Origin of the sequence: Novosphingobium decolorationis (assembly GCF_018417475.1) — a bacterium.
GTDB lineage: Bacteria > Pseudomonadota > Alphaproteobacteria > Sphingomonadales > Sphingomonadaceae > Novosphingobium > Novosphingobium decolorationis.
The window spans coordinates 3,967,233-3,993,317 of record NZ_CP054856.1; the positions used below are offsets into that span (position 1 = coordinate 3,967,233).

Below are 26,085 nucleotides of genomic sequence, written 5' to 3' on the forward strand. Positions count from 1 at the left end.
TCGCCCTATGAATCCACGTAACGCCTTGATTGCCGGGGTAGGTGCTGCCCTTTGCCTGCTCCTCTCCGCCACCGGAATGGTCCTGAACGGCCCTGGCTTCGTTGCGGACCTTGAACGCGAGGCGCAGGCCGCGCGCAGCGGCGTCGAGGGAGGTGAGGGGGTCGAGCTGGCCTTCAAGGACCGCTACGGCTGGCTGACGCGCCACCCGATCCTGTCGGGCGGGGATGAATTGCCTCAAGCCCTTCGCCAGCAGGTCGCCGCGGGCATTGCGGCGGTGCCGGGTATTGGCGGCATCAGCTGGTCGCGCACGAGCACGCGCGCCGACAATCCCGAGGCAGTCCATTGCCAGAGCGATGTCGAGCGCATCCTCCAGACCCGCACGATCCGCTTCACGCAGTCCTCGGCACGTCTGGATCCGGCTAGTGGACGGTTGCTTGACGAAGTTGCGCGCGCGCTGCGGCCCTGTGTCGGCAGCATCATCGCGGTCACCGGCCACACCGATGAGGGGGGCAATGCCGAAGTCGACAAGGCCTTCTCGCTCGCGCGCGCCGAAGCGGTGCGCTGGGCGCTGATCGGGCGCGGGATTCCGGCCGATGGTCTGCGCGCCGCAGGCGTGGGGGCCAGCCAGCCCATCTCCGGGCTCAGCCCGAGCGACCCGGCCAACCGCCGGATCGAGTTTTCGGTGATCGTGTCCGCACCGGTCAAGCCCACCCCCATCGACACACCCGGACCAGGCTGATGCGCGCAGGGCTGCTCCCAATTCGGGGCGTGCCGGCAAGGGCATTGGGATCGGGCGGGCGGGCTGCTATGCGCGGCCCCACCTCCGGCACTTCACGGAACTCGACGCTTGGAAAGGACTGCTGATGCCCTTGTGGCTGGAACTGGCCGTATCGGTGCTGCTCACGTATGGTCTGGGCCTGGGCATCGGCTGGCTCATATGGAAACGAAAAGGATAATATCGTGCTGCAAATGATCGAGGCCAACTGGCTGATCTTCGTTGCCGCCCTGGTGATCGGGATCGTGGTCGCCTTCTGGATCTTCGCGCATGGATCGAAGAAGCCGGGTGAGCGCACGCACCGCCCGGACGTTCTGGACGAAGGCGCGGCGCCCGCCCAGCGCAACCAGGCGCTCATAGATTCCGCGAGCCCCGCCTCGCAATACGACCTGCCCGTGCCTGGCGTCGACGATGCCGACACGCGTGAGAAGCAGCCCGCGCATATCGACCCGCCCGCCGCGGCCGGAACCATGGCCGGGATCGGCGAGGTGATTGCCGTCGCGGCGCAGGAAGAGGCGGACGAGGCGCGCAGCCACAAGGCGGAAGACGAGGCCGCGAAGGCTCCGGAGCCGACCCCTGCAGCCGAGGCACCCAAGGCTGAGGATACGCCCGCAGCTGCCCCTGAGCCGGTGGAGCCTGCACCCCCGTCGGAAGAACCTGCTCCTGTGCCTGCTCCTGCTACGACGGGGCAGAGCGACGACCTGCGCAAGATCAAGGGGCTGGGCCCGAAGATGCAGAAGCTCCTCGTGTCGCTGGGCGTGACGACGTACGCGCAGATCGCGGCCTGGAGTGAGGCGGATCTCGACGAGCTCGATGGCAAGCTCGGCGCCTTCGCCGGGCGTCCGCGCCGCGACAAATGGGTCGAGCAGGCCCGCTTCCTGGCTGAGGGTAATACGGCTTCCTACGAGGCCGAATTTGGTAAACTCTGAGTTTCATCCGATCGGAAAATGAAGAAAAGGGGGCTTTTGGCCCCCTTTTTTTAGTTCCGTAGAAAACATGAACGAATCTTCATGTTTTTCTTTATGTATTTTGCAGATGTCTAATCTGGGCGACCACGAGGGCTTTTCGGGCTCACTCGAGAATTTGTTTATAGTAACTGTCCAAATTTGGAAAGGTGATTTCTTTAATTTAACATTATGTTTACTTACTAATTGCGCTTGGCGTAACTTTCAAGAATGTCACGTCGCATCGCGGCCCCGCTGTCGAGACGGGAATAAAACATGTGTCCCCCCGGATACTTGTGGAGGTTTACGCGGCTCGCCTGGCCGAAATCGGGCATCTGGTCGATGATCAGCTGCGAGGCGAAATAGGGGCAGGAAAGATCGTCCCAGCCATGCACGATGTCGACGCTCATCTTGGGGTCGATGGCAATTGCCTTGCGCAGGTCCTGGACCGGGCTGTCGGTGTTGTCGCGGTCCCAGGCGCGGTTTACCTCGTAGGACAGCGCGTTGTAGCGCGCGTTGACCTTCCAGCCGACCTGGCGTGTTACGAAATCGACCATGGCCGAGGTGGTGGGCGCGATGAGGGTGGTCAGCAGGGGGTCATTGTACTGCGCGCGCGAACTGGCCGGGAAAGGGTCGTAGGCGGTGAAGTTGCTGTCGTAGACCGAGCCGACAAGGCCCTGCGTGCGGCGGATCTCGCGCAGGTACGTGCCGATGTCGATGCGCCCGTCCATGCGCTGCACCAGTTCGGGATCGAGGCCGGTGAACTCGGCGACGCGGGCGGAAAGGCGTGCGGTCGCCGCCTTGTCGCGCGGTCCGGCGATGAAGTCGGCCAGGAACTGGGTGCGCAGGTACTCCTCGACCGGACCCATGTTGCTCTCGTCGAGGTGCTGGCCCTGCCGCTCGAAGTGGCCCGCAGCCATGGCAGGATAGTTCAGCATCCAGGGAAGCGGGGAGAGTGCGGTGTCATCGCCGATGGCGGCCGGATCGAGGTAGGGCGAGACCAGCACCATGCCATTGACGCCGATCCCGATCTGGGTCTGCAGGTAGTAGGCCAGGCGCGGCACGCGGTAGCCGCCGTAGCTCTCGCCGGTCAGGTACTTGGGACTGGCGAGGCGCTCTTCCTTGACCAGCCAGTCGTAGATGACGCGGCTGAGGTAGTGGATGTCCGCGTCGGCGGCGTAGAACTCGGCGTTGGTGGTCTCCTCGTCGGCGCGCGAGCGCGAGAAGCCGGTGCCGATGGGATCGATGAAGACGAGGTCGGTGAAGTCGAGCCAGGAATTGGGGTTGTCCTGAAGCACAGCCGGATCGCTGGGGGAATCGCCCTGGGCACCGAAGGCGACGCGCTTGGGGCCGATCGCGCCCAGGTTCAGATAGACCGACGCCGCGCCCGGGCCACCGTTGAAGGCGAAAGTCACGGGCCGGTTCTCGGCCTGCTTTCCGGGCAGGGTGTACGCCGTATAGACGACCTCTCCGATCAGCTTGCCCTTGGCGTCGTGAACGGGGATCGTGCCGACGGTCGCGGTGTAGGATACACTCTTGCCGCCGATGACCGCGCTCTGGCGCACCGAGGCGTCTTCAGGGAGGGGCGGGAGAGCGTCCTCGCTTGCGGTTTCGGCCTTGCTTGCCGAGTTGGCGGAGGCCTTCTCGTCGGCGGCCTGGAGCGCCTGCGTGGCGGGAAGGAGGGCGCTGGTCGCCAGGAGCAGCCCGAAGGCCAGTTTTGCACGTCGCATGGGGAGTAGGTACCTCGCTTGCCGGGATGGGGATGGCAAGCGAGGCACTCTACCGTGTCGCTTCGCAGCGACAAGGCCCGCACAGAGGGATGGGGGACTGCGGGCCTCTTGTCGCGGCGTCAGGGCAACATCGAACCGGTGTCGATGAAGCGCTGGTGCCACGAAAGGGCTTCGGACGGGATCATCGGCGACTGCTGGCCGAACGATTCCTTCTGCGCGCGCGCGAAGTAGTCTTCGAGCATCGGGCGGTAGGTCGGGTGCGCGCAGTTGGCGATGATGAGCTTGGCGCGTTCCTTGGGGCTGAGGCCGCGCAGATCGGCGAGGCCCTGCTCGGTGACGATCACCTGCACGTCCTGGTTGATGTGGTCGACGTGGCTGGCCTGCGGGACGATGGCCGAGATCGCGCCCTTCTTGGCGACGGACGGGGTCACGAAGATCGAGATGAAGGCGTTGCGGGCAAAGTCGCCCGAACCGCCGATGCCGTTCTGGATGCGCGAGCCCATGACGTGGGTCGAGTTCACCGCGCCATAGATGTCGGCTTCGATGAGGCCGTTCATCGCGATGCAGCCCAGGCGACGCACCAGCTCGGGGTGGTTGCTGATTTCCTGCGGGCGCAGGATCATCTTGTCGCGGAAGAACTCCATCTCGCGGTTCACGCGCTCGGCCGCATCGGGGCTGAGCGAGAAGGCGGTGGCGCTCGCCATGCGCAGCTTGCCCTCGGCGAGGAGGTCGAGCATGCCGTCCTGGATCACCTCGGTGTAGGCAGTCATGCCCTCGAAGGGGGCGTCCATCAGGCCCGAAAGCACCGCGTTGGCGATGTTGCCCACGCCCGACTGGATTGGCAGCAGCTCCTTGGGGATGCGGCCGACCTTCACCTCGTGGGTGAGGAATTCGAGGATGTGCCCGGCGATCATCTTCGCGTTCTCGTCGGGCGGGGTGAAGGGGGCGTTGCGGTCGGGCGAGTCGGTTTCCACGACGGCCACGACCTTGGCCGGATCGACGCGCAGGCAGTCCTCGCCGATGCGCTGGTCGGGACGGGTCAGCGGGATCGGGATCCGCGCGGGGGGAAGCGCGGTGCCGTAGTAGATGTCGTGGACGCCTTCGAGCGCCTCGCTCTGCCAGGAATTGACCTCGAGGATGACCTTCTCGGCGCGGTCGAGCCAGGTCTTGTTGTTGCCGACCGACGAGGAGGGGATCAGCGAACCATCCTCGCGGATGCCGACGATCTCGATCACCGCGGCGTCGAGTGGACCGAGGAAGCCCTGCCAGGCCATCGGTGCCACCTGGCTGAGGTGCATGTCGAAGTAGTTCATCTGGCCCGAGTTGATCTTCTCGCGGGCGATGGGGTCGGAATTGTAAGGGAGGCGCATGTCGATGCCGTCGACCTTGGCAAGCGCGCCGTCGAGTTCGGGGCCGGTGGAAGCGCCGGTCCACATGCGGACCTTGAAGGGATTTCCGGCCGCGTGCTCGGCCTCGATGTGCGATGCGAGGGCCTGGGGGACGGCCTTGGGATACCCGGAGCCGGTAAAGCCGCTCATCCCGACCGTGTTGCCGTTGGCAATGAGGCGGGCGGCGTCTTCGGCCGACATGATCTTGGAACGTAGGGCGTTGTTACGGATGCGCATGGCCTCTCCAATTCACCGTGTCTGGGGACCGTTTGCTCTCACACACAGGAAAGAACAGTGAAAAGCGGGACTCGTGACTTGCGCCTGATGCACGATTCCTGCCCCTTTTCGGGACCGTGGTGGGAGTGGCTCAGCTGCCGATCGCGTCGAGAATAGATCGTGCAATTGCAACAAGTTCGCCTTCGCGATTGACCTCGCATTTCAGGAAAATGGTGCGCAGCTGGCTGTTTACCGTTTGCGGGCTGACTTGCCGCAGCGCAGCAATATCCTTGCGCGACAAGCCCTGGGCAAGAAGCGCGGCGACTTCGCCTTCGGTGTCGGTCAGACCCATCGCCTGACCCAGCTGTCTGCCCATGCGCGCAACCTTTTTTGCGTTTTCAGCGTGGTCGGAGCCCATTCGGGAGGGAAGAAGCGGTCTCAGGCTGACGATGACGCGGGCGCTGAGGCCCAGGTGCCAGTCGCCATGGGGCAGGGGACGCGCGTCGACCAGCATGAGTCCCTTGCCTGTGCGGATCCACAGGTCGGCCGGGCCCGGGTCCTCGCCCGCCAGGGCCTGGCCGATCCGTCGGCCCAGCTGGCGATCGAATTCGGGGCGCTGGGCGTGAAGGGTGCCGCCCGAGATCTGCAGCGTCTCGGGGCCGAGCAGGCGCTGCGCGGCGGGGCTGACGAAGGTCGTCTTGCCGAGGCCATCGAGCAGGATCGCGGCGGTGTCCATCGCCTCGAGCGAGCCGTGGAGGAGCTTGGCTCCGGCGTGCTCGATCGATTCCTGCGTGCGGATGGCCGAGAGGATCGTCGGCGCGACCTGGGCCAGGATACCCCGTTCGTGTTCGCTGGTGCGCCCTTCGCGTTCGCTGCGCATGATCGCGACGCCGAAGAACAGCCCGGGCTTTTGCGAAAGGACCATCTGCGCGCCCAGTTCGAAATCGTAGCGGCGTGCCATCTCGAGATAGCGCTCGTCGGTATGAACCGCGCGCACGGCGTCGTAGTGGGGTTCCCAGGTCAGCTCCATCGGCTTGCCCATCGCGGCGATGCGGTAGTTCGCATCGGGGCGGTAGGTGTCGATTTCCCGGATGATGGACTCGAAATCGTCGGGCGTGGTGTTGACCCAGTTGAAGGCCATATGCCTCTGGCCAAGCGCCAGGATCTGGGTGCGGGGTGAGCCGGTGGCTTCGGCGAGGCTGTGCAGCGCAAAGCGCCAGCCCTCCGGGTGGAAGGGAGCCTGCTCGATCGCGCTGCGCAAGCGCGCGAGCGATTCGCTGTCTATGCTCTTTGCCTGCCCCACACCGGCAAATGTGTCCGGATCAGGGATTGTGCGCAAGGGAAACTATGGTCCGTGCCCGCGTTCATACCATGATCGTGGCATGCCAAGTCTGCATTTTGCAGACATTGTATCCATGCGACCCGAGGGCTGGTTTCGGCCAATCCTTGCACTACCCGGAGGCTCCTGGTGAGCCTCCGGGTATTTTTTCAGGCGCTGGCCTATTCCTTGAAGGCGAGGAAACCGTCGTCGACAGGCACCGTGGAGCCGTTGATGGCCTGGGCCGCGTCGGTGAAGAGATAGGCCGCGACGCTGGCGACCTTCTCGGGCGCGATCAGCTCCTTGTGCATGTGCTGCGCGGCAAGCTGCTCTTTCACGCCCGCATCCGTGCCCAGGATCGGGGTATCTATGTAGCCGGGCGCGATGCCGACCACGCGGATGCCGTGTTCGGCCAACTCCAGCGCGCCCGAGCGGGTCATGGCGATAACCGCCGCCTTGGCCGCGTTGTAGTTGAAGTTCCCGCGCGAGGCGACCGAGCCGTAGATCGAGGCGGTGTTGACGAAGGTACCCTTGGAGCCCAGTTCCACCATCTTCTTCGCACCGTAGTACATGCCGTAATAGACGCTGTGCTGGTCGACCTCGATGACCTTGAGGTAGGAGGCCGGATCCATCTCCAGGAACGGCTTGACCAGTCCGATCCCGGCGTTGTTGAACAGGCCGTTCAAGGTGCCGAGTTTCTCGACGGCGAAGTCGACGAGCGCCTCGACCTCCTGTGCGACCGAGACATCGACCTTGAAGCTGTGCGCGGCCACGCCCAGCGCCTTCACCTCCTCGGCGACCTGGGCCGCGCCTTCGGCGTTGAAGTCGGCCACCACGATATCGGCACCCATACGCGCAAGGGCAAGGCAGGTTTCGCGGCCGATGCCGCTGGCCCCGCCGGTTACGATGATGGCCTGGTCCTTCAGTTCCACGTCGGGTCTCCTTCGTCTTTACATGTTCGCGCGCGGTGGCGGCGTTGCCGCGCGCCTTGCGCTGCGCAGGTTAAACGATCAGGCTATGCCCTTGTTTCACGTATATATTTTGAAAATCAGGCGGGCCTATTTGCCCCACTTCCTGGTCTGCTTGCCGTAGCGCATCTTGCGCGTGCCCGGCTTGCCCTCGTTCGAGCGGCCGACCAGCGGGGCCTTGTGCTCGCCTTCGGGGAGCCCCAGTTCGCTCGCTTCCAGTTTGCGGATCTCGTCGCGCAGGCGTCCCGCTTCCTCGAACTCGAGGTCGGCGGCGGCGGCGCGCATCTTCTTCTCGAGGTCCTCGATATAGGCGCGCAGGTTGTGCCCGACGAGGTTGTTGGCCCCATCCTCGGTCTCGATCTCGACGGTAACCCCGTCCCGGCTCGCCGTGTCCGCGACGATGTCGGCGATGCGCCGTTTGATCGTCTGGGGGGTGATGCCGTGTTCCTCGTTGTAGGCCTGCTGCTTCTCCCGGCGCCGGTCGGTCTCGGCGATGGCGCGCTCCATCGAACCGGTCATGCGGTCGGCGTAGAGGATGACGCGGCCTTCGGAATTGCGCGCGGCGCGCCCGATGGTCTGGATGAGTGAGGTTTCCGAGCGCAGGAAGCCTTCCTTGTCGGCATCGAGAATCGTGACGAGCCCGCACTCGGGAATGTCGAGGCCCTCGCGCAGGAGGTTGATGCCCACCAGCACGTCGTAGACGCCCATGCGCAAGTCGCGGATCAGCTCGATGCGCTCCAGTGTCTCGACATCGGAGTGCATGTAGCGAACGCGCACGCCCGCCTCGTGCATGAATTCGGTCAGGTCCTCGGCCATGCGCTTGGTGAGCGTGGTGACGAGCGTGCGGAAACCCTTTTCGGCCACCGCCTTGCACTCGGCAATGCAGTCCTGGACCTGGTCCTCGGTCGGACGGATCTCCACCGGCGGGTCGATCAGGCCGGTCGGGCGGATGACCTGCTCGGCAAAGACGCCGCCGGTCTGCTCCATTTCCCAGCCGCCCGGCGTGGCCGAGACGGCGAAGGTCTGCGGGCGCATCGCGTCCCACTCGTTGAAGCGCAGCGGGCGGTTGTCGATGCACGAGGGCAGACGGAAGCCGTATTCGGCAAGCGTGATCTTGCGGCGGTGGTCACCGCGCGCCATCGCGCCGATCTGCGGCACGGTCTGGTGGCTCTCGTCAACGAAGAGGAGCGCGTTGTCGGGAAGGTACTCGAAGAGCGTTGGCGGGGGCTCGCCGGGCAGGCGGCCGGTGAGGAAGCGCGAATAGTTCTCGATGCCGTTGCACGAGCCGGTTGCCGCGATCATCTCGAGATCGAAGTTGGTGCGCTGTTCGAGGCGCTGGGCTTCGAGCAGCTTGCCCTCCGCGTGGAGTTCCTTGAGCCGCTCCTCCAGCTCGAAACGGATCGCCTCGCTGGCCTGTTTCATCGTCGGGCCAGGGGTTACGTAGTGCGAGTTGGCGAAGACGCGGACCTTGTCGAGCGTCGGTCCCTTCTTGCCGGTAAGCGGGTCGAACTCGCAGATTTCCTCGATCTCGTCGCCGAAGAACGAGACCCGCCAGGCGGTGTCCTCGTAGTGCGAGGGGAAGATTTCGAGGTTGTCGCCGCGCACCCGGAACGAGCCGCGCGCAAAGGCGACGTCGTTGCGCTTGTACTGGAGCGAGACGAGCTTTCGGATCAGTTCGCGCTGGTCGACCTCGGTGCCCGAGACGACATCGAAGGTCATCGCCGAATAGGTCTCGACCGAGCCGATACCGTAAAGGCACGAGACCGAGGCGACGATGATTACGTCGTCACGCTCGAGCAGGGACCGCGTGGCCGAGTGGCGCATCCGGTCGATTGCCTCGTTCACCGAGCTTTCCTTCTCGATGTAGGTGTCCGAGCGCGGCACGTAGGCTTCGGGCTGGTAATAGTCGTAGTAGGAGACGAAGTATTCGACCGCGTTTTCGGGGAAGAAGTCCTTCATCTCGGCGTAGAGCTGGGCGGCGAGAATCTTGTTGGGGGCAAGAATCAGCGCCGGGCGCTGCAGCTCCTCGATGACCTTGGCCATGGTGAAGGTCTTGCCGGACCCGGTGACACCCAGGAGAACCTGCGTCTTGTCCTCGGCCTTCGCGCCTTCCACCAGTTCGGCGATCGCGGTGGGCTGGTCACCGGCCGGTTCGTACTCGGACACGATCCGGAAGGTCTTGCCGGGGAGGGATTTTTCGGGGCGCTGGGGCTTGTGCGGGGTGAACGAGCCCGAGGTATCCGGCTCGTCCAGTCCGCGACGGATGATGAGTTCGGTCATGGCGGAACATATGGAGACGGTGGGGCGTGCGTTCAATCTCTTGCTGACAAGAGTGTGTCATTGAACTGTAATGGTTGGAGAGAGGTGCGCCGCGGTGCTAGCCGCGCATTCCCGTATGATGCGGGATCGGCGCGGGGCGCGGGCGTTTCGAGCGAGGAGGACAGGACGATGGCACAAGGCAGAGTTCCTTTCTACGCAGGTCTGGCGCTGGCAACGCTGGCGCTGGCGGGCTGCAGTTCGGGCGGTGATGGTGGCGCAGGCTCGGCGGACGCGGCCGGGCGCGGCGAGCCGCCCTCGCTGGCCGAGATGAAGGAGGCCGCAAAGGGTCTCGTGAAGCCCGAGCCCGGCCTCTACGCGCGCACGATCACGATCGAGAACTTCGAGGCGCCGGGCCTGCCGGCCGAGATCGCCGGGCAGGTGAAGGGCATGATGGCGAGGGATCGCACCGAGAATTTCTGCCTGACCAGGGCCGAGGCGGAAGAAGGCTTTCGCGACATGTTCGAGAATGTCGGGGAGACCTCCAACTGCTCCTATGACCGTTTCGCCGTGACGGACGGAGCGCTCGATGCCCAGATGACTTGTGCACATCCGAGCCAGGGAACCGCGGTCATGACGTTGCAGGGAACGGCGAGTGCCACCACCTCGGATGTCACGATGGACATGAAGGTGACGGGCGGACAGGCGCCGATGTCCGAGATGAACATGAAGATGCGCATGGTTTCCAAGCGCACCGGGGACTGCGAGGGCTGAGCCGACACGGTGCGATGGAACAAGGCAGGAAAGGATAAAGGGAACGTGAAGCAGCCGACGTGGGACACATGGGGGGACATGCGCGGGGAAGTGCTGCGCCGAGCGGCGCTGGCACGCCAGCCGCATCCGCCCGGTGTGCGCAAGCCCGCGCTTGGCCTCTTCGCGCGGGAGTTCGCGTCCTTGTGGGGACGCGGGCGCGGGGCCGCCGCCCGCGTCGCTCCGGCGCGCCATCCCCAGCCGGTGATGCTGCTTCCCGGTTTCGGCGCGCACCCCAGGCGCATGCAGCCGATGGCCGACGCGCTGGCCAAGGCGGGGCACGAGGTCCACGAATGGGGCCTTGGCGTCAATTTCGGGCCGACGCCGGAGAACTTCGCCTTCCTGATGAAGCGGGTGGGGGCGCTGGCGCGGACCCATCGTCGTCCGGTCGTGCTGGTTGGCTGGAGCCTGGGTGGCCTTTTTGCGCGCGAGATCGCACGGCGCCAGCCCGAGGCGGTTGCCAAGGTCATCACTATGGGCACGCCCTTCTCGGGCAACCCGCGCGCCAACAACGCCTGGCGCGCCTACCAGGTCATCACCGGCCATGCTGTCGATGCACCGCCGATCGAATGCGTGCTGGGTGAGAAGCCGCCGGTGCCCACCATCGCCCTGTGGAGCCCGCGCGACGGGGTGATCCATCCTCGCTCGGCCAAGGGCTGGCCGCTCGAGCGCGACCGCGCGGTGGCGATCCGCTGTTCGCACCTGGGCTTTGCCAGCGACGCGCGCGTGATCGGGGAGGTCCTGCGTCAGGTCGACCACGACGAGGCCGTCAGCGCCGCCTAGGTCAGCGGTTCGTCGGCCAGACCCGCCACGGGGGGACGTGCGGTGAGCGTGCAGCCCGCTGCCGCCGCGATCAGCAGCGCGATGGCCAGTATCTGCCAGGGTGTCAGCGCCTCGCCCAGGAGAAGATAGCCCGAAAGCGCGGCCATGGCGGGCGTGGTGCTGGCGACAAGGCCGACGATACGGGCAGGAAGCGCGGCCATGGCGTGCATCTCCAGCGCATAGGGCAGCGCGCTCGACAGCACCGCCACCACCAGGGCGAGGCCCCAGAGCGGCAGTGCGGGCAGGGTGCCCAATCCGCTGGCGAGCGCAGCGGGAAGCGTGACGAGGCAGGCCGCGACCATGCCCAGCGCGACGGCGGTGCCGCTCCCGGCCTGTGCCGCGCGTCGGCCCAGCAGGATGTAGAGCGCCCAGCAGGCGGCTGCGCCCAGCGCCGCGAGGAGGCCCACGGGATCGAGGGCATGGGCACGCCCCGGCCAGGGGATGAGGACAAGGAGGCCAAGTGCAGCTAGGCCCGGCCAGGCCAGTTCCTTGCGGTCGCGCGCGCCTCCCAGCGCAATCGCCAGTGGCCCGCAGATCTCCACCCCCACCGCAACGCCAAGCGGAAGGCGCGCGAAGGCCTCGTAGATGAGGAGATTCATGCCCCCCAGCGCAAGGCCGTAAAGCATGATCCACACAGGCAGGCGTCCAGAGAGCCGGGACAGGCGTGGCCGCACGAGGAGGAGCAGGATCACAGCGGCAAGGAGCGTGCGCATGGCTGCCAGTGTCTCAGCGCCGAGTTCGCCGATGAGGTCCTTGGCCAGCGCCGCGCCGACGTGGATGGAGACCTGCGCGGCCAGGATCGCACTGACCGCGCCCAGTGGCAGCGCTTCGCGGGGGCTCATCGGCGCGATCGGCAGCGGTGTGTCACAGTTCGCGCAGCCGCTCGAACTGGGCCTTGCCAAAGCCTCCCCCCCACATCAGCAAGGCGCCCTTCTGCGTGCGGAAGAACGTGCGCGGAGTGGACAGCTGGCGGTTGAGCCCGGTTTCGACCGGGAAGCCCGCATCGGCGTCATAGGCGCTCTGGACCAGACGGATATGCGCGTGGTGACGCGACAGGAGCGTGGTGGCGCTCCCCGTGTAGTCGAGGGGGCCTGTGTAGAACGGGTTGTAGGCCACGCTCGGCGCGTCGTTCAGTTCGCGGCGCATGAACTTGAGGAAGGTCGCCTGGCTCGGGTCGTTGAGGACCTTCAGGACCGCGCCGGTCTCCCCTTCGCCCAGGATGAAAGGGATGTAGTGGACGCGAAAGCCCGGCACCGTGAGTTCCGGAAATTCGCGGAAGTACTTCTGGCAGTAGGGGCAGAGCGAGGAAATCCAGATCCACACGTCCTTGCCCGCGCCGAAGCTGGCCTGGCGCGAGGCGCGCAGGAGTTCGAGCGCGACGTCGGCCCGCTCGCCAACCAGCCCTTCGAAGCCGGTGTCGATGATCCGCGCACGCGCGGGCTCGGCCAAAGTGGATAGGGCCAACGTGGATAAGGCCAGTGTGGAGAGCGCCGGGGGCGCAAGAGCGGCCTGTGCCAGCACCTGGCGCCGGTTCCAGACGTTGCCCATCGAAAAATATCCTCAGTCTGGCGGGAATGCCGTTCACGGCTTTCGCTGTGCCTGCTTGGCCGGGCGTGCGCAATCGCCAAGATGGAAGCTTATCTGTTGGGGGCGACAGAGAAAGTGCCTGTTCAGGTGCCTGTGCCGGGTGCATCGGGCCATCCACGCAACGCTCTTCAGATGGCAGGCAGGCTGGCATGTCCCTTCTCATCCTTCCCGGTTTCGGCGGCTCTGGCTCGGCGCATTGGCAATCGCGCTGGGAAGCACGGATGGACGGCGCGACACGGTTCGCGCCCGCTAGCTGGGACAGGCCCGATCTGGAAGACTGGCTTGCCGCGCTCGAACAGGGGCTGGAGCGGGCCGAGGGCCCGGTGGTGCTGGTGGCCCATTCGCTTGCCTGCCTGCTGACGGCGCATTGGGCCGCGCGCCACGGCGAGGCGGGGCACATAGCCGGCGCGCTCCTGGTCGCTCCGCCCGATCCGGAAGGGCCTGCGTTCCCCCGCGAAGCCTCGGCGGGCTTTCGCGAGGTGCCACGTGCCGCGTTTGGGTTCCCCGCACTCGTCCTGGCTTCCAGCAATGACCCTTACGCCTCGCCTGCTTTCGCGCAGGATTTTGCACGGGCGCGCGGGGCCGGTTTCCTCGACATGGGCCCCTGCGGTCATATCAACGCCGAGAGCGGGCTGGGCGATTGGGGCGAAGGGCAGCGCCTTCTGGCGGCCTTTGCTGCCGGATGCGGCCAGCCCGTGCCTGTGGCTGAACTTTAGGCGCGGGGCGGCTGGCGGCGGTAGCTCAATGCCTCGGCGATGTGGGCGCGTCCGATCGTCTCGGCTCCGGCAAGATCGGCGATGGTGCGGCTGGTGCGCAGGATCCGGGTGTAGCCGCGCGCGGTGAGGTGGAGGCTTTCGGCGGCCTGGAGGAGGAGTTTCTGGCCCGCCTCGTCGGGGCTCGCGTGGGTCTCCAGTGCCTCGCCCTGAAGTTCCGCGTTGCTGCGCGCGCCGGTGCCCGCAAGCCGGTCGGTCTGGAGCGCGCGGGCGCGGCGTACGCGCGCGCCCACGGTGGCGCTGTCTTCCGAAGAACCGGGCCGGGCGAGGTCAATCGCGCGCACCGGGTCGACGTCGACGTGCAAATCGATGCGATCCAGAAGCGGGCCTGAGACCTTGCTCTGGTAATCGGCGGCGCATTTGGGCGCGCGCGAACAGGCCAGTGCGGGATCGCCCAGGTGTCCGCAGCGGCACGGGTTCATTGCCGCCACCAGCTGGACCCGCGCCGGGAAGGTGACGTGCGCATTTGCCCGCGCGACGCTGATCTCACCGGTTTCGAGTGGTTGGCGCAGCGAATCGAGCACCGCACGCTGGAATTCGGGAAGCTCGTCGAGGAACAGGACGCCCAGGTGCGCGAGCGAGACTTCGCCGGGGCGAACCTTGAGCCCGCCGCCCGTCAGCGCGGCCATCGAGGCGGAGTGGTGCGGGCTGCGATAGGGGCGCGCGCGGCTGATGCGCCCTTCCTCCAGCGTTCCCGCGACCGAGGCGACCATCGAGACTTCGAGCGCTTCAGGAGGCGTCAGCTCGGGCAGGATGCCGGGCAGGCAGGCGGCCAGCAGCGACTTGCCCGCGCCGGGCGGGCCGCACATCAGGAGGTTATGCCCGCCAGCGGCCGCAATCTCCAGCGCGCGCCGGGCGGTTTCCTGGCCCTTCACCTGCTTCATGTCCGGCCCGGGGGCGCTGGCCTCGACGCGGCCGGGCGTGGGGCGCGGGAGGACCTGGGTACCCTTCAGGTGGTTGAGCAGGCTGACGAGGTCGGGCGCGGCGGTCACCGGCACCCCGTTCGCCCAGCTTGCCTCGGTCCCCTGGGCGGCAGGACAGATCAGGGTCTTCTCGGCCGCACTGGCATGGAGCGCGGCGAGGAGGACGCCGGGGGAGGGGATGATCCGCCCGTCGAGCGCAAGTTCGCCCACCGCAATGACTTCGGCCATCTGTTCGGCATCAAGCAGCCCCATCGCGGTCAGCAGGGCAAGCGCAATCGGGAGATCGTAGTGCGAGCCTTCCTTGGGGAGGTCGGCGGGCGAGAGATTGATCGTGATCCGCTTGGGCGGAAGGGCAAGGCCCATCGCGGTGAGGGCGGCGCTGACGCGCTGGCGGCTTTCCCCGACGGCCTTGTCGGGTAGGCCGACCAGCGCGAAGCCGGGCATTCCCGGCGCTACCTGGCATTGTACTTCGACGGCGCGGGCTTCGAGGCCCAGGTAAGCTACCGTCGAAATGAGTGCGACCACAAAGGTACCTGCCACGAATAGACTAAGTAATAATCCGTATTTCGGGCAGTATTTGCATCGAGGGTGCGACCTGTCGAGCCACAATGCGTTGCGAGAGCGAAAGTTTACAGCATTTTAACCGCATCTCTCGCGGATTGGGTAAGGCTCCGGGAGGCATTCTCAGGCCATGCGTTCGTTCACTGCCGCTCTTCTGCCGATCCTGGCCTCCACCCTGGGGCTTGGCGCCCTGTGCGGGGCTTCTCCGGCCGCGGCGCAGCGCCTGGCTTACGAAACGCTCGATCTGGATGACACGTCCCTCTCCGGGCCCGGTGCGCGCAGGTCGCGCCTCATGGTTTCGGGCGGTGCCGTTCTCGACGTCACTCTGCCCGAACTTACCGGGCGTGAAGTGGCCTATGGCCCGTTTCGCGTGCTCGATGGCGCGCGGGCGGCTCTTGTCGGTGCAACCGGGCCGCGCAGTCCAGCCCAGTTCTCCGCGATGCTGCGCGACTATCCGGGCATCGCCGTGCTCGAGATGGTCGAATGTCCCGGTACGCGCGATGACCTCGCCAACCTGGAGCTCGGGCGCCTGATCCGCTCGCACGGTATCGCCACGCATGTGCCCTCGGGCGGTTCGGTCCGTTCGGGTGGGGTGGAGCTCTTCCTGGCGGGCTCGCGCCGGCTGGCCGATGCGGGGGCCGAGTTCGCGGTCCATTCCTGGATTGACGAGGATGGGCTGCAGCCGGGTGATTTCGCGCTCAGCGCGCCGGTGAACCGCCGCTATGTCGACTATTACCGGCAGATGGGCATGAGCCCGCTCGAGGCCGAGGCTTTCTACGCCATGACCAATTCGGTCCCCTTCACACAGGCGCGCTGGTTTGGTGCGGGCGTCATGAGCCTGTGGGTTCCCTTCGACGGTGCGGTTGCTCTGTCGGATCTGAACGCGCGCTCCTGACGAGGCATCAGGAAAAGGTCTTTTCGATATCCTCGGGCAGGTTGGCTTTGGCGCGCTGGCGTGCGCCCAGATAGCCGATCACGGCGAGAATGCCCGCAGGCAGTGTCAGGGCGAGAAGGCCTACGAGCATCGTGCCCAGGAAGCCCGCATCAAGGTCGGATTGCATCTCTCCCGCCGAGCCTGCAATGGTTACGCCGCCGATCAGCCATGCTCCCAGCGTGGAAAGCAGCTTGATGGTGGTGGCGCGGCGAAGGAGATGCTTGAAGACAAGATGCTCCAGCAGGCTTGCGACCACGAAGAGGGCCAGGAAGCTCACGAAGAGTCCAGTAACGATGAGGATCATGTCTGGGCTCCGTTGGCGTGGGCTGGTTGCCCTGGGGCGTCGATGGGCAGGGGGCGGCTGCCAGGAAGAAACAGCACGGCCAGATCAAAAGCGCAAGAAATCGGCCTTGGGGTCAACGAATCGCGGGCCTCAACTTGACTCTCTTTTCCAGCTCACGTATCGGCGCGCATCTGATTTGGGGTCGTCTCGCAGCAGGCGGCCTTTTTGTTCGGTCCTTGAACGGGCCAATTGAACTATTCGAGGACTGACATGAAGCGCACTTTCCAGCCCAGCCGCCTTGTCCGCGCCCGCCGTCACGGCTTCCGCGCACGCACGGCGACCGTCGGTGGCCGCAAGGTGCTTCGCGCGCGCCGCGCTCGCGGCCGCAAGAAGCTTTCGGCCTGATCTTATTGGCATTCCCGCTTTCCGGGCGCGCGCCCGGAAGGTGGAAATGAACGTCGCGGCCCGCGCAGGCGCCAGGGTCTCCTTGAGGAGGCTTTCGGTGATTGCGCGGGCCGCCGTCGTTTGGGAATCCGCCGCTGCCCCGGCCTGTCGGTCGAGGCAGGTTGGCGATTCGCCCGATGAGAGCTTGCCCGCCTGCCGCGCCGCGGTAGGCTCCGGCTTGCCATGACCCAGAAACCCTACCAGATCCTGAGCCAGCGCTCCGATTTCCTTGCGGCCAACAGCGGCACGCGGGTGGCGCGCGCGGGTTTCGTACTGCTTGCGAATCGCAACGCGGGCAAGGGCGTGCGCGCCGGGATCACGGTGACCAAGCGAATCGGCAACGCCGTTGTACGCAACCGCATGAAGCGCCGCTTCCGGGCGCTCCTGCGCGAGCTTCTGCCTGAGCACGGCCTGCCCGATACCGACCACGTCCTGATCGGCCGGGAAAACGGCATCGAACGCGACTTCTCGCTTCTGCGCGAAGAGCTTGTCGCCGCGCTCGGGCGGGCGCGGGACGGCAAGGGCGATCCCCCGCGCGGGCCCCGCCGGGGCAAGCGACCTCCCCGCAAGCATTCAAGCGCGGACCGGGGCAAGGGGTCGGCAAAGGGCGGACAGGCCAGCTCTTCGGCGCCGGAGCCTGTGGCGCCGTGAAGCGGCTGCTGGCCCTCATCGCGCGGCTGCCCGGCCTGCTGCTGATCGCCATTGCGCGGGCCTGGCAGCTCGGCCCTTCGGCGGTGCTGCCGCCCACCTGCCGCTTTGCGCCGTCCTGCTCGCAGTACGCCATCGAGGCGGTGCGTGCCCACGGTGCGATTAAGGGTGGATGCTATGCGATATGGCGTCTATTGCGCTGCAACCCATGGGGCGGGCACGGCTACGATCCGGTGCCCGGAACGCAAAACCAATCCAAGAGCGAGACCGCATCGGCGGACCGCTGTTGCCACTGACGAGACGACGACAGGAAAGCCTTCGTGCAAAACCAGCGTAATATCATTCTAGCGGTCGTGCTGACGGCGCTTGTGCTTTTCGGGTGGGAGGCCGGTGTCGGCTATTTCTATCCGCAGGCCAAGACGCCCACGAAGACGGTCGAGGCCGGCGGGGCCGAGGACGCGACCAAGCCCGGCAAGCCGACCCGCGAGGGCGGCCTTCGCGACGCGGCCGCCGTGGCGCTGGAAAAGAAGGACCTCAAGAGCGCGCTGGCCGCGGGTGAGCGCGTGGCGATCGAGGCTCCGGCGGTTTCGGGCTCGATCAACCTGGTCGGTGGCCTGATCGATGACCTGGTACTCAACGAGCACCGCGAGACGGTGGACAAGGATTCGGGCCCCGTCCGTCTTTACTCCCCTTCGGGCACGCCCGCGCAGCAGTTCGCCCAGTTCGGCTGGGTGGGCGAGGGTGCTGCGGCGCCCAACGCGGGCACCGTGTGGAGCGTGAAGGACGGCGCCAAGCTGACCCCCTCCACGCCCGTCACGCTGACCTGGGACAACGGCAAGGGCCAGACCTTTGCGCTGACCTACAAGGTCGATGACAACTACATGCTCACGGTCGAGCAGTCGGTGGCGAACGCCGGCCAGGCCCCCGTGATCGTGCAGCCTTTCGCGCTCATCAACCGTACCGACAAGACCGCCAGCCTCGACAGCTTCCAGGTCCACTCGGGTCCCGTCGGCGCGTTTGATGGTTCCGTTTCGTTCGGCACCGACTACGACGACATTGCCGAGGAGAAGACCATCGAGACCGCGGGCAACGCGGACTGGATCGGCTTCACCGACGTCTACTGGATGTCGACCCTGGCGCCGGTCGGTGCCAAGGCCGAGGGCACCTACCGCGCGCTTGGCAACGACCTGTTCCGCGCCGACCTCGTGTACGCGCAGCAGGCGCTCCAGCCCGGCCAGAAGCTGAGCCGCACGACCAAGCTCTTCGCCGGCGCCAAGGAGCACAACGTGCTCGACGCCTATGAAGCGCAGGGGATCACCAACTTCGGCCTCGCCATCGACTGGGGCTGGTTCCGCTGGTTCGAGAAGCCGATCTTCTGGCTGCTCGTGAAGCTCTTCAGCCTTGTCGGCAACTTTGGCGTCGCGATCATCCTGCTGACCGCCATCGTGCGCGGCATCATGTTCCCGATTGCCCAGCGCGGCTTCGCTTCGATGGCCGCCATGCGCGCCGTTCAGCCCAAGATGAAGGCGATCCAGGAGCGCTACAAGGACGACAAGCAGAAGCAGCAGCAGGAGGTGATGAAGCTGTACAAGGAAGAAGGCGTGAACCCGCTCGCGGGCTGTCTTCCCATGCTGCTTCAGATCCCGGTGTTCTTCGCGCTGTACAAGACGCTGATCCTTGCGATCGAGATGCGCCACCAGCCCTTCATCCTGTGGATCAAGGACCTGTCCGCGCCCGATCCGCTGCACATCCTCAACCTCTTCGGCCTGATCCCGTTCGATCCGCCGAGCTTCCTGGGGATTGGTGTGCTGGCGCTGCTGCTGGGCGTGACCATGTTCCTGCAGTTCCGCCTGAACCCGGCGCAGATGGACCCGACCCAGCAGCAGATCTTCATGATCATGCCCTGGTTCATGATGTTCGTGATGGCGCCGTTCGCCTCGGGCCTGCTGCTCTACTGGATCACCTCGAACCTGCTCACGATTGCGCAGCAGAAGTATCTCTATTCGCGCCATCCCCAGCTCAAGGCACAGACCGAGAAGGTTGCCGAGGACAGCGCTCGCGCCAAGGCGCGTGAAAAGAAGGGCAAGGCCTAAGTGGACGCACAGGATTATCTCGGCGGCAAGGAAGAGCGCGACGAGGCGCTGATCGAGGAGGCGCGCAAGCTCTTCTCGGGCCCCGTCACGTTCCTCAAGAGCGCGCCGGACCTCAAGTTCCTGCCCGATCCGACCGCGCCGGAGATCGCGTTCTGCGGCCGCTCGAACGTGGGCAAGTCCTCGCTCCTGAACGCGCTCACCGGGCGCAAGGCGATTGCGCGCACTTCGGTGACGCCGGGGCGCACGCAGGAGCTCAACTTCTTCGAAGTGGGCGAACCGCTCAACTTCCGGCTGGTCGACATGCCGGGCTATGGCTTTGCCAAGGCGCCGCTTGCGATCGTCGAGAAGTGGCGCCGCCTGGTACGCGATTACCTGCGTGGCCGCGTGGTGCTCAAGCGCAACCTGCTGCTCGTCGATTCGCGCCACGGCGTGAAGGCGGTCGACGCCGAGATGATGAAAATGCTGGACGAGGCCGCCGTGGGCTACCGCATCGTCCTCACCAAGGCCGACAAGATCAAGGCGACCGAACTGGAGAAGGTTCACGCCGAGACACTGGCCGAAGCGCGCAAGCACCCGGCCGCGTTTCCCTTCGTGCATGTCACGAGTTCGGAAAAAGGCTTGGGGATCGCCGAGTTGCGTGCTGCAGTCCTGGGGGACTCGCGTCTCTGAGAGCTGCGGAGTGTGGCGCATCTGCGTCGCGTCCCGCAAATCCGGGACTGTGACGATTGCGTGACAGCCTGCGGGCAGGTATCGGGCGGCGGCCCCGGCCCGAATCGGCCGATCCGGGCCACCTTCCGCCAGCCCAGGAGCCAAGGGACACATTGTGCGTCAGATTGCCGTTCTTCCATATCGCAGCGAAAGCCCGGCGATCGACGCCCCCGTCCAGATCCTCCTCATCACCTCGCGCGAGACACGCCGCTGGGTGATCCCCAAGGGCGGGCTGATGAAGGGCAAGAGCCCGCACGCGGCCGCCGCGCAGGAAGCCGAGGAAGAGGCCGGCGTGCTCGGCGCGGTCTGCCCCATTCCGCTCGGCTCCTTCCGCTATCGCAAGCGTCGCGCTTCGGGCGCGCGGGTCTGGGCCGATGTCGATGTCTTTCCCTTCGCCGTCACCGAGATGCTGGAGACCTGGGACGAGCAGCACCAGCGCGACCGGCGCTGGTTCTCGCTGACCGAGGCCGCCGAGGCGGTCGACGAGGAAGATCTGAGGGCGCTTATCCGCTCTTTCGGTGCGAGCGAGTTCCGCGCCGCCGCCAGCCCCGCACGGGTGTTCTCGGCCATGGCCGACAGGACAGGAGTCAATGCAATGTTCGCCTGGTTTCAGAAGCTTCTCCCCCAGCAGGGTGAGTTCTTCGACCTTTTCGAGAAGCAGGCCGCAACGCTCGTCGCGGGCGCTGACGCGCTGGCACGCCTCGCGCAGGGCGGGCAGGGCCGCAACCAGCACATCCGCGAGATCGAGGAGCGTGAACACGACGCCGACGAGATCACCCGCGAGGTGCTCCAGTCGGTCCGCCGCACCTTCCTGACGCCCTTCGACCGCTCGGCGATCACCAGCCTTATCACCACGATGGACGATGCCATCGACGAGATGCAGCAGGTTGCGGGCGCGGTCAGCCTCTACGAGGTCGAGGAATTCGAGCCCGAGATGGTCGATATGGCCGCGATCATCGTCGATGCCGCGCGCCTTACTGCCGAGATCATGCCGCTCCTGCGCAAGATCGCGGACAACGGCCACCGCCTGCACGAGCTGACTGAGCGCCTGGTGCGCATGGAAGGCCATGCCGATGATATCCACGCCGCGGGTCTCAAGCGCGTCTACAAGGCGAGCCAGCAGACCGAGCCGCTGCACTTCATCGTGCGCCAGGAAATGTTCAAGCGCCTCGAGCGCGTCGTCGACCGTTTCGAGGATCTCGCCAACGAGATCGACGGTCTCGTCATCGACCACGCCTGAGCCGTAGCCTTATCCCATGGATCACACGCTCGCCTTGCCGCTGCTGATCGGCCTCGTCGGCCTTGCGCTGGCCTTCGACTTCCTGAACGGCCTGCACGATGCGGCCAACGCCATTGCGACCGTGGTGGCCACGCGTCTGCTTTCGCCGGTGGTCGCGGTGCTCTTCGCCGCGAGCGGCAACTTCATCGCCTACTGGTTCGTGGGTCTTCACGTTGCCGAGACGGTGGGCAAGGGCATCGTCGATGCCGACGCGATCACACCCGCGGTGGTCTTCGGGGCGCTGGTAGGGGCGATGTTCTGGAACGTCGTCACCTGGCTCAAGGGCATTCCCTCCAGCTCCAGCCATGCACTGATCGGCGGCCTTCTGGGCGCGGGCATGATGCATGGCGGCTTCGGGGTGGTCGAAAGCTCGGGAACGACCAAGACGGTTGTGGCGATCTTCCTTTCGCCGATGATCGGTTTTGTGATCGCGATGGTGCTGATGCTGCTGACCAGTTGGCTGTTCAAGGGTACCAGCCCGCGCGGTTCGACTACCGTCTTCAAGGCGCTGCACCTGTTTTCCTCGGCGGCCTATTCGATCAGCCATGGGGGCAACGACGCGCAGAAGACCATGGGCATCATCGCGGTTCTGCTCTACTCGACCGGGCACCTTGAGGGTGGTTTCCACGTACCCGAATGGGTCGTGCTCTCCTGCTACACCGCGATTGCTCTGGGCACGCTGTCGGGGGGCTGGAAGATCATCAAGACGATGGGCTCCAAGCTGACCAAGCTCAACCACCACTCGGGTTTCTGCGCCTCGACGGCCGGTTCCATCGTCGTCTTCGGGGCGAGCGCCATGGGCATTCCCGTCTCGACCACGCACGCCATCACCGGTTCGGTCGTGGGCACGGGCGCGGCCCGCCGCGCCAGCGCGGTGCGCTGGTCGGTCGCGAGCCGCGTGATCGTCGCCTGGTTCATCACCATTCCGGCCAGCGCCATCGTCGGGGCCATCTTCTACCTTCTCACGCGGGCCTTCTGACCCGGTCCCGATGACATGCCTCCCCCTCGACATCCCGGGGGAGAGGCCCTAGGCCTGCCGGGCATAGCCAGAGGGATGCCGGCGCCGTGAAGCTCATCATTGGAAACAAGAATTATTCCAGCTGGTCGCTGCGCGCCTGGCTGGCCTGCAAGCAGTCGGGACTTCATTTCGAGGAACTGACCGTGCCGATGCTGGGCGAGGACTGGCAGCACGTCCAGACAAGCAGCGAAGAGCTCGCCCCCAGCCACGGCAAGGTGCCGATCCTGTGGGACGGCGAGGCGGTCGTCTGGGACAGCCTCGCGATCATCGACTACCTCGCCGACAAGGTCGGGCGCGACCGGTTCTGGCCCAAGGACGAGGCCGCGCGCGCCATGGCGCGCTCGATGGTGGCCGAAATGCACTCCAGCTACCTGCCGCTGCGCCGCACCTTGCCGATGAACGTGCGCAAGCGCATTCCCGATGCCCCGATGACCGACGAGGTGCGCGCCGACATCGTGCGCATCCTCACGCTCTGGGCCGAGGCGCGCGCGCGCTTCGGCAAGGGCGGTCCGTTCCTCTTCGGCACCTTCGGCGCGGCTGACCTGATCTACGCGCCCGTCGTCAGCCGCTTCCTCACGTACGGCATCGGCGTGCCCGGTTTCGCGCAGGCCTACATGCAGGCGGTGTGGGAGCACGACTGGATGCAGGCCTGGATCGCGGCGGCCGAGGCCGAGGAATGGGTCATCGAACAGTACGAGATCCCGGAGAAGTCATGATGCGCCGTCTGCTCAACATCGTGGCGGCCCTTGCCGCGCTTGCAGGGTTCGCGCTGTCGAGCGCGCCCGCGCTGGCCTGGGGGGCGATGGGCCACCGGACCGTGGGCGCCATTGCCTGGAAGAACGTGAAGCCAGCGACGCGCGCCGCGATGGCGCGCCTGCTGGCGCACCAGGGCGAGATGGATACGCCGCGCTGTTCGATGAAGACGCTTGAGGATGCCGCCGTGTGGCCGGACTGCATCAAGGGCGAGCGCTGGCGCTTTGCCTATGCCTCCTCGTGGCACTACCACGACCAGCCGATCTGCGGCACCTTCGACATCAAGAGCGAGTGCCGTGACGGCAACTGCGTGACCGCGCAGATCGATCGCAACGCGAAGCTTCTCGCCAACCGCAAGCTTGCCCCGATCCTGCGCCTGGAAGCGCTGGCCTTTCTCGTCCATTTCGTGGGCGACGTGCACCAGCCCCTTCACGTGGGCGAAAACCATGACCTTGGCGGAAACCGCGTGAAGGCCGACTATGGCATGGCGCCCGGACGTAACCTCCACTCGATCTGGGACGGGGTGCTGGCCGAGCGTGCGATCACGTCGGCGCGCCCGCCGCTCGTGCGCACCTATAGCGCAGAGGAGAAGGCCCAACTGGCCACTGGCGAGACCGAGGACTGGGCGCGTGAAAGCTACGAGGTTTCGCGCGACTTCCTTTATCCGGCGGCGTTCGGGGGAACGCTGCCGTGCGAGACGAAGGAGGCTGGCAAGGTCGTCTGGGACAACGCGGCGATTGAAAAGGCGATTCCCATTGTCGACCGGCGAATCGAGCAGGCGGGCCTGCGGCTTGCACAGATGCTCGATGCCGCGCTGGCAGGCTGAGCCGCAACCGGCTGCCTAGGGGCTGACCCTGAGATCGGATGGGGGGAATCCCCCGCTACGGCGAGGAACGTGGTCCGCGCCTTGGAACTGCCCCTGGGCGGGCGTAGTCCGGTTCCATCCATGCGATGGAGGACAGGATGCTGTACAGGAAGATCGTTGCCGCACTGGGCCTGGGCCTGCTGCTGGCCGGGGCCCCCTTGAGTGCGGACCCGCCGCGCCGGCACGACAACCGTCACGATAATCGACACGATAATCGTCATGATAACCGTCACGATAACAGGCACCACGACAACAACCGCTACGATTCGCACGGGCGCTATCACGAGCCCCAGCGCATCACCCGCAACAGCCACGTCTGGCGCGGATCGGATGGCCACTACCACTGCAAGCGGGACAACGGCACGACCGGGCTTCTGGTCGGTGCGGGCCTCGGCGCGCTGGCAGGCAACGCCCTTGCCGGAGGGCAGGACAAGACCATCGGCTCGCTTGTCGGGGGCGCGCTTGGCGGGGCCATCGGCCGCTCGATCGACCGGGGCGACCTGAAGTGCCATTGATGGGATGACAAGGGCAGGCGGGCAGTCGCGCCCGACTGGATGGAAACGGCCCGGCAGGTCTCCCCTGCCGGGCCGTTTCGCGTTCGCTGACCGTGCGGGTCAGGCGTGGAGGTGGCCGCTGGCGCAGGTGACGCAGTGCCCGCCGACCTCGACCGCGCCGTCCGCCGCGACCCGAAGCGCAATCCGGCCTGCCCGTCCAACCCGGCTTCCCTGGGTGGCATTGTAGCGCGCCTCGCCCGGGCCGAGCTCGCCCGCGCGCCTGCGCACGATCGCGACCGCGCCGTTGCCGCTGCCGCAGACAGGGTCCTCGGGAATGGCGTCAGCGGGGCAGAACGAGCGGACCTCGATATCCGCCGGACCACCATCGGCATGGGGGGCATAGACGCTGGTGCCGGTGGCCTTCACGCTGCGTTCGAAGGCGGCGCCGCGCGTAAGATCGGGCTCGAGCGCGAGGACGTCCTGCGCGCTTCTCAGCCGCGCCACGACCCAGACCGCGCCGACGTCCACGCGCACCGGTTCGAGGGCTCGGTCGATGGGGGCACCGAGATAGGCTTCAAGATCGGCAATGGCGGCCTCGCCCAGCGGGGTAACCTGGGCTTCGGGCAGGGTGAAGACGAGGCGGGCCGTGCCGTCGGCCTCCTCGATGCGGATCGGGACAAGCCCGCGCGCACATTCCTGGACAATCCCCTCGGGGCCCGGTGAAACCCGGCCCGCCGCGATCATCGCGTGCGCGCTCCCCAGTGTGGGGTGCCCGGCGAAGGGCAGTTCGCTGGCCGGCGTGAAGATGCGCAGGCGATAGTCGGCGCGCGGGTCGCTGGGCGGCAGCACGAAGGTCGTCTCGGACAGGTTGGTCCAGCGTGCGATGGTCTGCATCTCGGCCTCGGACAGGCCCTGGGCATCCAGGACAACGGCGACGGGATTCCCGTAGAAGGGCACCTGGGAAAAGACATCGACGACCGTGTAGGCGCGTGGGAGAGGCATCGGGGAGAGTTCCGTGGTTCAGGTGGTGGCAGAGGCGGGACGGGCGCCGGGATAGGGCGTGCCGTCCTTGTGGACGAAGCCGCGCTCGTCCCAGGCCATGTCGATATCGGAATAGCAGCCGCCCCGTTCCGGGCCAGCGCTGATCGCGACGAAGGTGCAGGGTGCATCGCTCTCGTTGATGAGGCAATGGCCATCGGGCGCGCCCGCGGGCCAGGCGCAGATTTCGCCTGCGCGCAGCAGGGTTCGCCCTGCGTCCTCGACCAGCACGGCTTCGCCCGCGAGCATCACGAGAAGTTCGTCCTGCCCCTCGTGCCAGTGGCGCTGGCTTGACCAGGCGCCGGGCTCAAGCGTGACGTGGCTGGCGCCCATCTGCGTGAGGCCGCCGGGACCTGCGAGCCGTGCCCACCAGCGCCCGGCGACGGCCGCGTCGAAAGGCGCAGGGTATCCGGTGGCGTTCGTGCGGGGCAGGGCGTCGAGATCGATGCGGGGCATG

General features: G+C 66.3%; 27 protein-coding genes. 16 read left to right on the forward strand and 11 right to left on the reverse strand.

The genetic code is table 11. From position 1 onward, the window contains the following. The first annotated feature begins 7 nt into the window (after nt 1–7). Together HT578_RS18395 and HT578_RS18400 are read left to right on the forward strand one after the other, a co-directional pair. On the forward strand, nt 8–739 hold the full coding sequence (locus tag HT578_RS18395) for an OmpA family protein (protein ID WP_213501000.1): 732 nt from the start codon (nt 8–10) through the stop codon (nt 737–739). 230 nt (nt 740–969) lie between these two features. Then, entirely contained in the window at nt 970–1,704 is a 735-nt protein-coding gene (locus tag HT578_RS18400; RefSeq protein ID WP_213504453.1) for a hypothetical protein, read from the forward strand. A gap of 218 nt (nt 1,705–1,922) precedes the next feature. Here the strand turns inward: HT578_RS18400 and HT578_RS18405 are convergent, their stop codons facing one another. The 5 genes from HT578_RS18405 to uvrB form a co-directional block, all read right to left on the reverse strand. Then, nucleotides 1,923–3,449: a S10 family peptidase gene (locus tag HT578_RS18405; protein ID WP_213501001.1), complete on the reverse strand. Its 1,527-nt coding sequence runs from the start codon at nt 3,447–3,449 to the stop codon at nt 1,923–1,925. A gap of 119 nt (nt 3,450–3,568) precedes the next feature. Beyond that, nucleotides 3,569–5,074: an acetyl-CoA hydrolase/transferase family protein gene (locus HT578_RS18410; protein ID WP_213501002.1), complete on the reverse strand. Its 1,506-nt coding sequence runs from the start codon at nt 5,072–5,074 to the stop codon at nt 3,569–3,571. 130 nt (nt 5,075–5,204) lie between these two features. Beyond that, nucleotides 5,205–6,392 carry a helix-turn-helix transcriptional regulator gene (locus HT578_RS18415; RefSeq protein ID WP_239026354.1) on the reverse strand — a complete coding sequence of 396 codons (1,188 nt, stop codon included), beginning with the start codon at nt 6,390–6,392 and terminating at the stop codon, nt 5,205–5,207. Nucleotides 6,393–6,553: 161 nt separating this feature from the next. After that, a complete protein-coding gene (locus HT578_RS18420) occupies nt 6,554–7,303 on the reverse strand; it encodes an SDR family NAD(P)-dependent oxidoreductase (protein ID WP_213501003.1) in 750 nt (249 codons plus the stop codon). Between the two features lie 126 nt (nt 7,304–7,429). After that, nucleotides 7,430–9,619 carry an excinuclease ABC subunit UvrB gene (gene uvrB, locus HT578_RS18425; protein ID WP_213501004.1) on the reverse strand — a complete coding sequence of 730 codons (2,190 nt, stop codon included), beginning with the start codon at nt 9,617–9,619 and terminating at the stop codon, nt 7,430–7,432. A gap of 168 nt (nt 9,620–9,787) precedes the next feature. On the opposite strand from uvrB, the gene HT578_RS18430 reads away from it, so the two are divergent. Together HT578_RS18430 and HT578_RS18435 are read left to right on the forward strand one after the other, a co-directional pair. Further along, nucleotides 9,788–10,369, forward strand: coding sequence for a DUF3617 domain-containing protein (locus HT578_RS18430; RefSeq protein WP_213501005.1), 582 nt, complete (start codon nt 9,788–9,790; stop codon nt 10,367–10,369). A gap of 78 nt (nt 10,370–10,447) precedes the next feature. Next, complete coding sequence (locus tag HT578_RS18435; RefSeq protein WP_213504455.1) at nt 10,448–11,188, forward strand: esterase/lipase family protein; 741 nt, start codon at nt 10,448–10,450, stop codon at nt 11,186–11,188. On the opposite strand, the gene HT578_RS18440 is transcribed toward HT578_RS18435, so the two are convergent. Beyond that, on the reverse strand, nt 11,185–12,069 hold the full coding sequence (locus HT578_RS18440; RefSeq protein ID WP_213501006.1) for an EamA family transporter: 885 nt from the start codon (nt 12,067–12,069) through the stop codon (nt 11,185–11,187). The genes HT578_RS18435 and HT578_RS18440 overlap by 4 nt on opposite strands. A 22-nt stretch (nt 12,070–12,091) precedes the next feature. Beyond that, complete coding sequence (locus tag HT578_RS18445) at nt 12,092–12,775, reverse strand: thioredoxin domain-containing protein (protein ID WP_213501007.1); 684 nt, start codon at nt 12,773–12,775, stop codon at nt 12,092–12,094. 188 nt (nt 12,776–12,963) lie between these two features. Between HT578_RS18445 and HT578_RS18450 the strand changes: the two genes are divergently transcribed. Continuing rightward, a complete protein-coding gene (locus tag HT578_RS18450) occupies nt 12,964–13,530 on the forward strand; it encodes an RBBP9/YdeN family alpha/beta hydrolase (RefSeq protein ID WP_213501008.1) in 567 nt (188 codons plus the stop codon). On the opposite strand, the gene HT578_RS18455 is transcribed toward HT578_RS18450, so the two are convergent. Then, nucleotides 13,527–15,035 (reverse strand): YifB family Mg chelatase-like AAA ATPase, encoded by a 1,509-nt coding sequence (locus tag HT578_RS18455; protein WP_213501009.1) that lies wholly within the window; start codon nt 15,033–15,035, stop codon nt 13,527–13,529. The two genes, HT578_RS18450 and HT578_RS18455, sit on opposite strands and share 4 nt — an antisense overlap. Nucleotides 15,036–15,201: 166 nt before the next feature. Between HT578_RS18455 and HT578_RS18460 the strand changes: the two genes are divergently transcribed. Further along, nucleotides 15,202–15,966, forward strand: coding sequence for an alpha/beta hydrolase (locus HT578_RS18460; RefSeq protein WP_213501010.1), 765 nt, complete (start codon nt 15,202–15,204; stop codon nt 15,964–15,966). A gap of 7 nt (nt 15,967–15,973) precedes the next feature. On the opposite strand, the gene HT578_RS18465 is transcribed toward HT578_RS18460, so the two are convergent. Next, nucleotides 15,974–16,309 (reverse strand): hypothetical protein, encoded by a 336-nt coding sequence (locus HT578_RS18465; protein ID WP_213501011.1) that lies wholly within the window; start codon nt 16,307–16,309, stop codon nt 15,974–15,976. Nucleotides 16,310–16,558: 249 nt separating this feature from the next. On the opposite strand from HT578_RS18465, the gene rpmH reads away from it, so the two are divergent. From rpmH to HT578_RS18515, 10 genes are all read left to right on the forward strand, one after another. Continuing rightward, a complete protein-coding gene (gene rpmH, locus HT578_RS18470) occupies nt 16,559–16,693 on the forward strand; it encodes a 50S ribosomal protein L34 (RefSeq protein WP_039388288.1) in 135 nt (44 codons plus the stop codon). 222 nt (nt 16,694–16,915) lie between these two features. After that, nucleotides 16,916–17,383 (forward strand): ribonuclease P protein component, encoded by a 468-nt coding sequence (gene rnpA / locus HT578_RS18475; protein ID WP_213501012.1) that lies wholly within the window; start codon nt 16,916–16,918, stop codon nt 17,381–17,383. Beyond that, nucleotides 17,380–17,676 carry a membrane protein insertion efficiency factor YidD gene (yidD, locus tag HT578_RS18480; protein ID WP_199904329.1) on the forward strand — a complete coding sequence of 99 codons (297 nt, stop codon included), beginning with the start codon at nt 17,380–17,382 and terminating at the stop codon, nt 17,674–17,676. The genes rnpA and yidD overlap by 4 nt, the downstream gene beginning before the upstream one ends. A 24-nt stretch (nt 17,677–17,700) precedes the next feature. After that, nucleotides 17,701–19,473, forward strand: a complete 1,773-nt coding sequence (gene yidC, locus HT578_RS18485) for a membrane protein insertase YidC (protein ID WP_213501013.1) — start codon at nt 17,701–17,703, stop codon at nt 19,471–19,473. Further along, on the forward strand, nt 19,474–20,142 hold the full coding sequence (yihA, locus tag HT578_RS18490; protein WP_052321927.1) for a ribosome biogenesis GTP-binding protein YihA/YsxC: 669 nt from the start codon (nt 19,474–19,476) through the stop codon (nt 20,140–20,142). Between the two features lie 154 nt (nt 20,143–20,296). Then, nucleotides 20,297–21,421: a DUF47 family protein gene (locus HT578_RS18495; protein WP_213501014.1), complete on the forward strand. Its 1,125-nt coding sequence runs from the start codon at nt 20,297–20,299 to the stop codon at nt 21,419–21,421. Nucleotides 21,422–21,437: 16 nt separating this feature from the next. Beyond that, nucleotides 21,438–22,439, forward strand: coding sequence for an inorganic phosphate transporter (locus tag HT578_RS18500; RefSeq protein ID WP_213501015.1), 1,002 nt, complete (start codon nt 21,438–21,440; stop codon nt 22,437–22,439). A gap of 86 nt (nt 22,440–22,525) precedes the next feature. Then, nucleotides 22,526–23,194: a glutathione S-transferase family protein gene (locus HT578_RS18505; RefSeq protein ID WP_213501016.1), complete on the forward strand. Its 669-nt coding sequence runs from the start codon at nt 22,526–22,528 to the stop codon at nt 23,192–23,194. Beyond that, the gene (locus tag HT578_RS18510; RefSeq protein ID WP_213504458.1) at nt 23,194–24,057 is read left to right on the forward strand and encodes a S1/P1 nuclease; all 864 of its coding nucleotides are present in this window, start codon (nt 23,194–23,196) and stop codon (nt 24,055–24,057) included. The genes HT578_RS18505 and HT578_RS18510 overlap by 1 nt, the downstream gene beginning before the upstream one ends. Before the next feature lie 137 nt (nt 24,058–24,194). Further along, nucleotides 24,195–24,611, forward strand: coding sequence for a glycine zipper 2TM domain-containing protein (locus HT578_RS18515; RefSeq protein ID WP_213501017.1), 417 nt, complete (start codon nt 24,195–24,197; stop codon nt 24,609–24,611). Between the two features lie 99 nt (nt 24,612–24,710). On the opposite strand, the gene HT578_RS18520 is transcribed toward HT578_RS18515, so the two are convergent. Together HT578_RS18520 and HT578_RS18525 are read right to left on the reverse strand one after the other, a co-directional pair. Next, entirely contained in the window at nt 24,711–25,592 is an 882-nt protein-coding gene (locus HT578_RS18520) for a PhzF family phenazine biosynthesis protein (RefSeq protein WP_213501018.1), read from the reverse strand. 18 nt (nt 25,593–25,610) lie between these two features. Further along, nucleotides 25,611–26,084: a cupin domain-containing protein gene (locus HT578_RS18525; protein WP_213501019.1), complete on the reverse strand. Its 474-nt coding sequence runs from the start codon at nt 26,082–26,084 to the stop codon at nt 25,611–25,613. Nucleotide 26,085: the final 1 nt, after the last annotated feature.

Bases quoted from the DNA above. Each gene is read 5' to 3' on its own strand.
- HT578_RS18395 (WP_213501000.1), top strand. From the start codon at position 8: ATGAATCCACGTAACGCCTTGATTGCCGGGGTAGGTGCTGCCCTTTGC.
- HT578_RS18400 (WP_213504453.1), top strand. From the start codon at position 970: ATGATCGAGGCCAACTGGCTGATCTTCGTTGCCGCCCTGGTGATCGGG.
- HT578_RS18405 (WP_213501001.1), bottom strand. From the start codon at position 3,449: ATGCGACGTGCAAAACTGGCCTTCGGGCTGCTCCTGGCGACCAGCGCC.
- HT578_RS18410 (WP_213501002.1), bottom strand. From the start codon at position 5,074: ATGCGCATCCGTAACAACGCCCTACGTTCCAAGATCATGTCGGCCGAA.
- uvrB (WP_213501004.1), bottom strand. From the start codon at position 9,619: ATGACCGAACTCATCATCCGTCGCGGACTGGACGAGCCGGATACCTCG.
- HT578_RS18430 (WP_213501005.1), top strand. From the start codon at position 9,788: ATGGCACAAGGCAGAGTTCCTTTCTACGCAGGTCTGGCGCTGGCAACG.
- HT578_RS18435 (WP_213504455.1), top strand. From the start codon at position 10,448: ATGCGCGGGGAAGTGCTGCGCCGAGCGGCGCTGGCACGCCAGCCGCAT.
- HT578_RS18440 (WP_213501006.1), bottom strand. From the start codon at position 12,069: ATGAGCCCCCGCGAAGCGCTGCCACTGGGCGCGGTCAGTGCGATCCTG.
- HT578_RS18445 (WP_213501007.1), bottom strand. From the start codon at position 12,775: ATGGGCAACGTCTGGAACCGGCGCCAGGTGCTGGCACAGGCCGCTCTT.
- HT578_RS18450 (WP_213501008.1), top strand. From the start codon at position 12,964: ATGTCCCTTCTCATCCTTCCCGGTTTCGGCGGCTCTGGCTCGGCGCAT.
- HT578_RS18460 (WP_213501010.1), top strand. From the start codon at position 15,202: ATGCGTTCGTTCACTGCCGCTCTTCTGCCGATCCTGGCCTCCACCCTG.
- HT578_RS18465 (WP_213501011.1), bottom strand. From the start codon at position 16,309: ATGATCCTCATCGTTACTGGACTCTTCGTGAGCTTCCTGGCCCTCTTC.
- rpmH (WP_039388288.1), top strand. From the start codon at position 16,559: ATGAAGCGCACTTTCCAGCCCAGCCGCCTTGTCCGCGCCCGCCGTCAC.
- rnpA (WP_213501012.1), top strand. From the start codon at position 16,916: ATGACCCAGAAACCCTACCAGATCCTGAGCCAGCGCTCCGATTTCCTT.
- HT578_RS18500 (WP_213501015.1), top strand. From the start codon at position 21,438: ATGGATCACACGCTCGCCTTGCCGCTGCTGATCGGCCTCGTCGGCCTT.
- HT578_RS18510 (WP_213504458.1), top strand. From the start codon at position 23,194: ATGCGCCGTCTGCTCAACATCGTGGCGGCCCTTGCCGCGCTTGCAGGG.
- HT578_RS18515 (WP_213501017.1), top strand. From the start codon at position 24,195: ATGCTGTACAGGAAGATCGTTGCCGCACTGGGCCTGGGCCTGCTGCTG.
- HT578_RS18520 (WP_213501018.1), bottom strand. From the start codon at position 25,592: ATGCCTCTCCCACGCGCCTACACGGTCGTCGATGTCTTTTCCCAGGTG.
- HT578_RS18525 (WP_213501019.1), bottom strand. From the start codon at position 26,084: ATGCCCCGCATCGATCTCGACGCCCTGCCCCGCACGAACGCCACCGGA.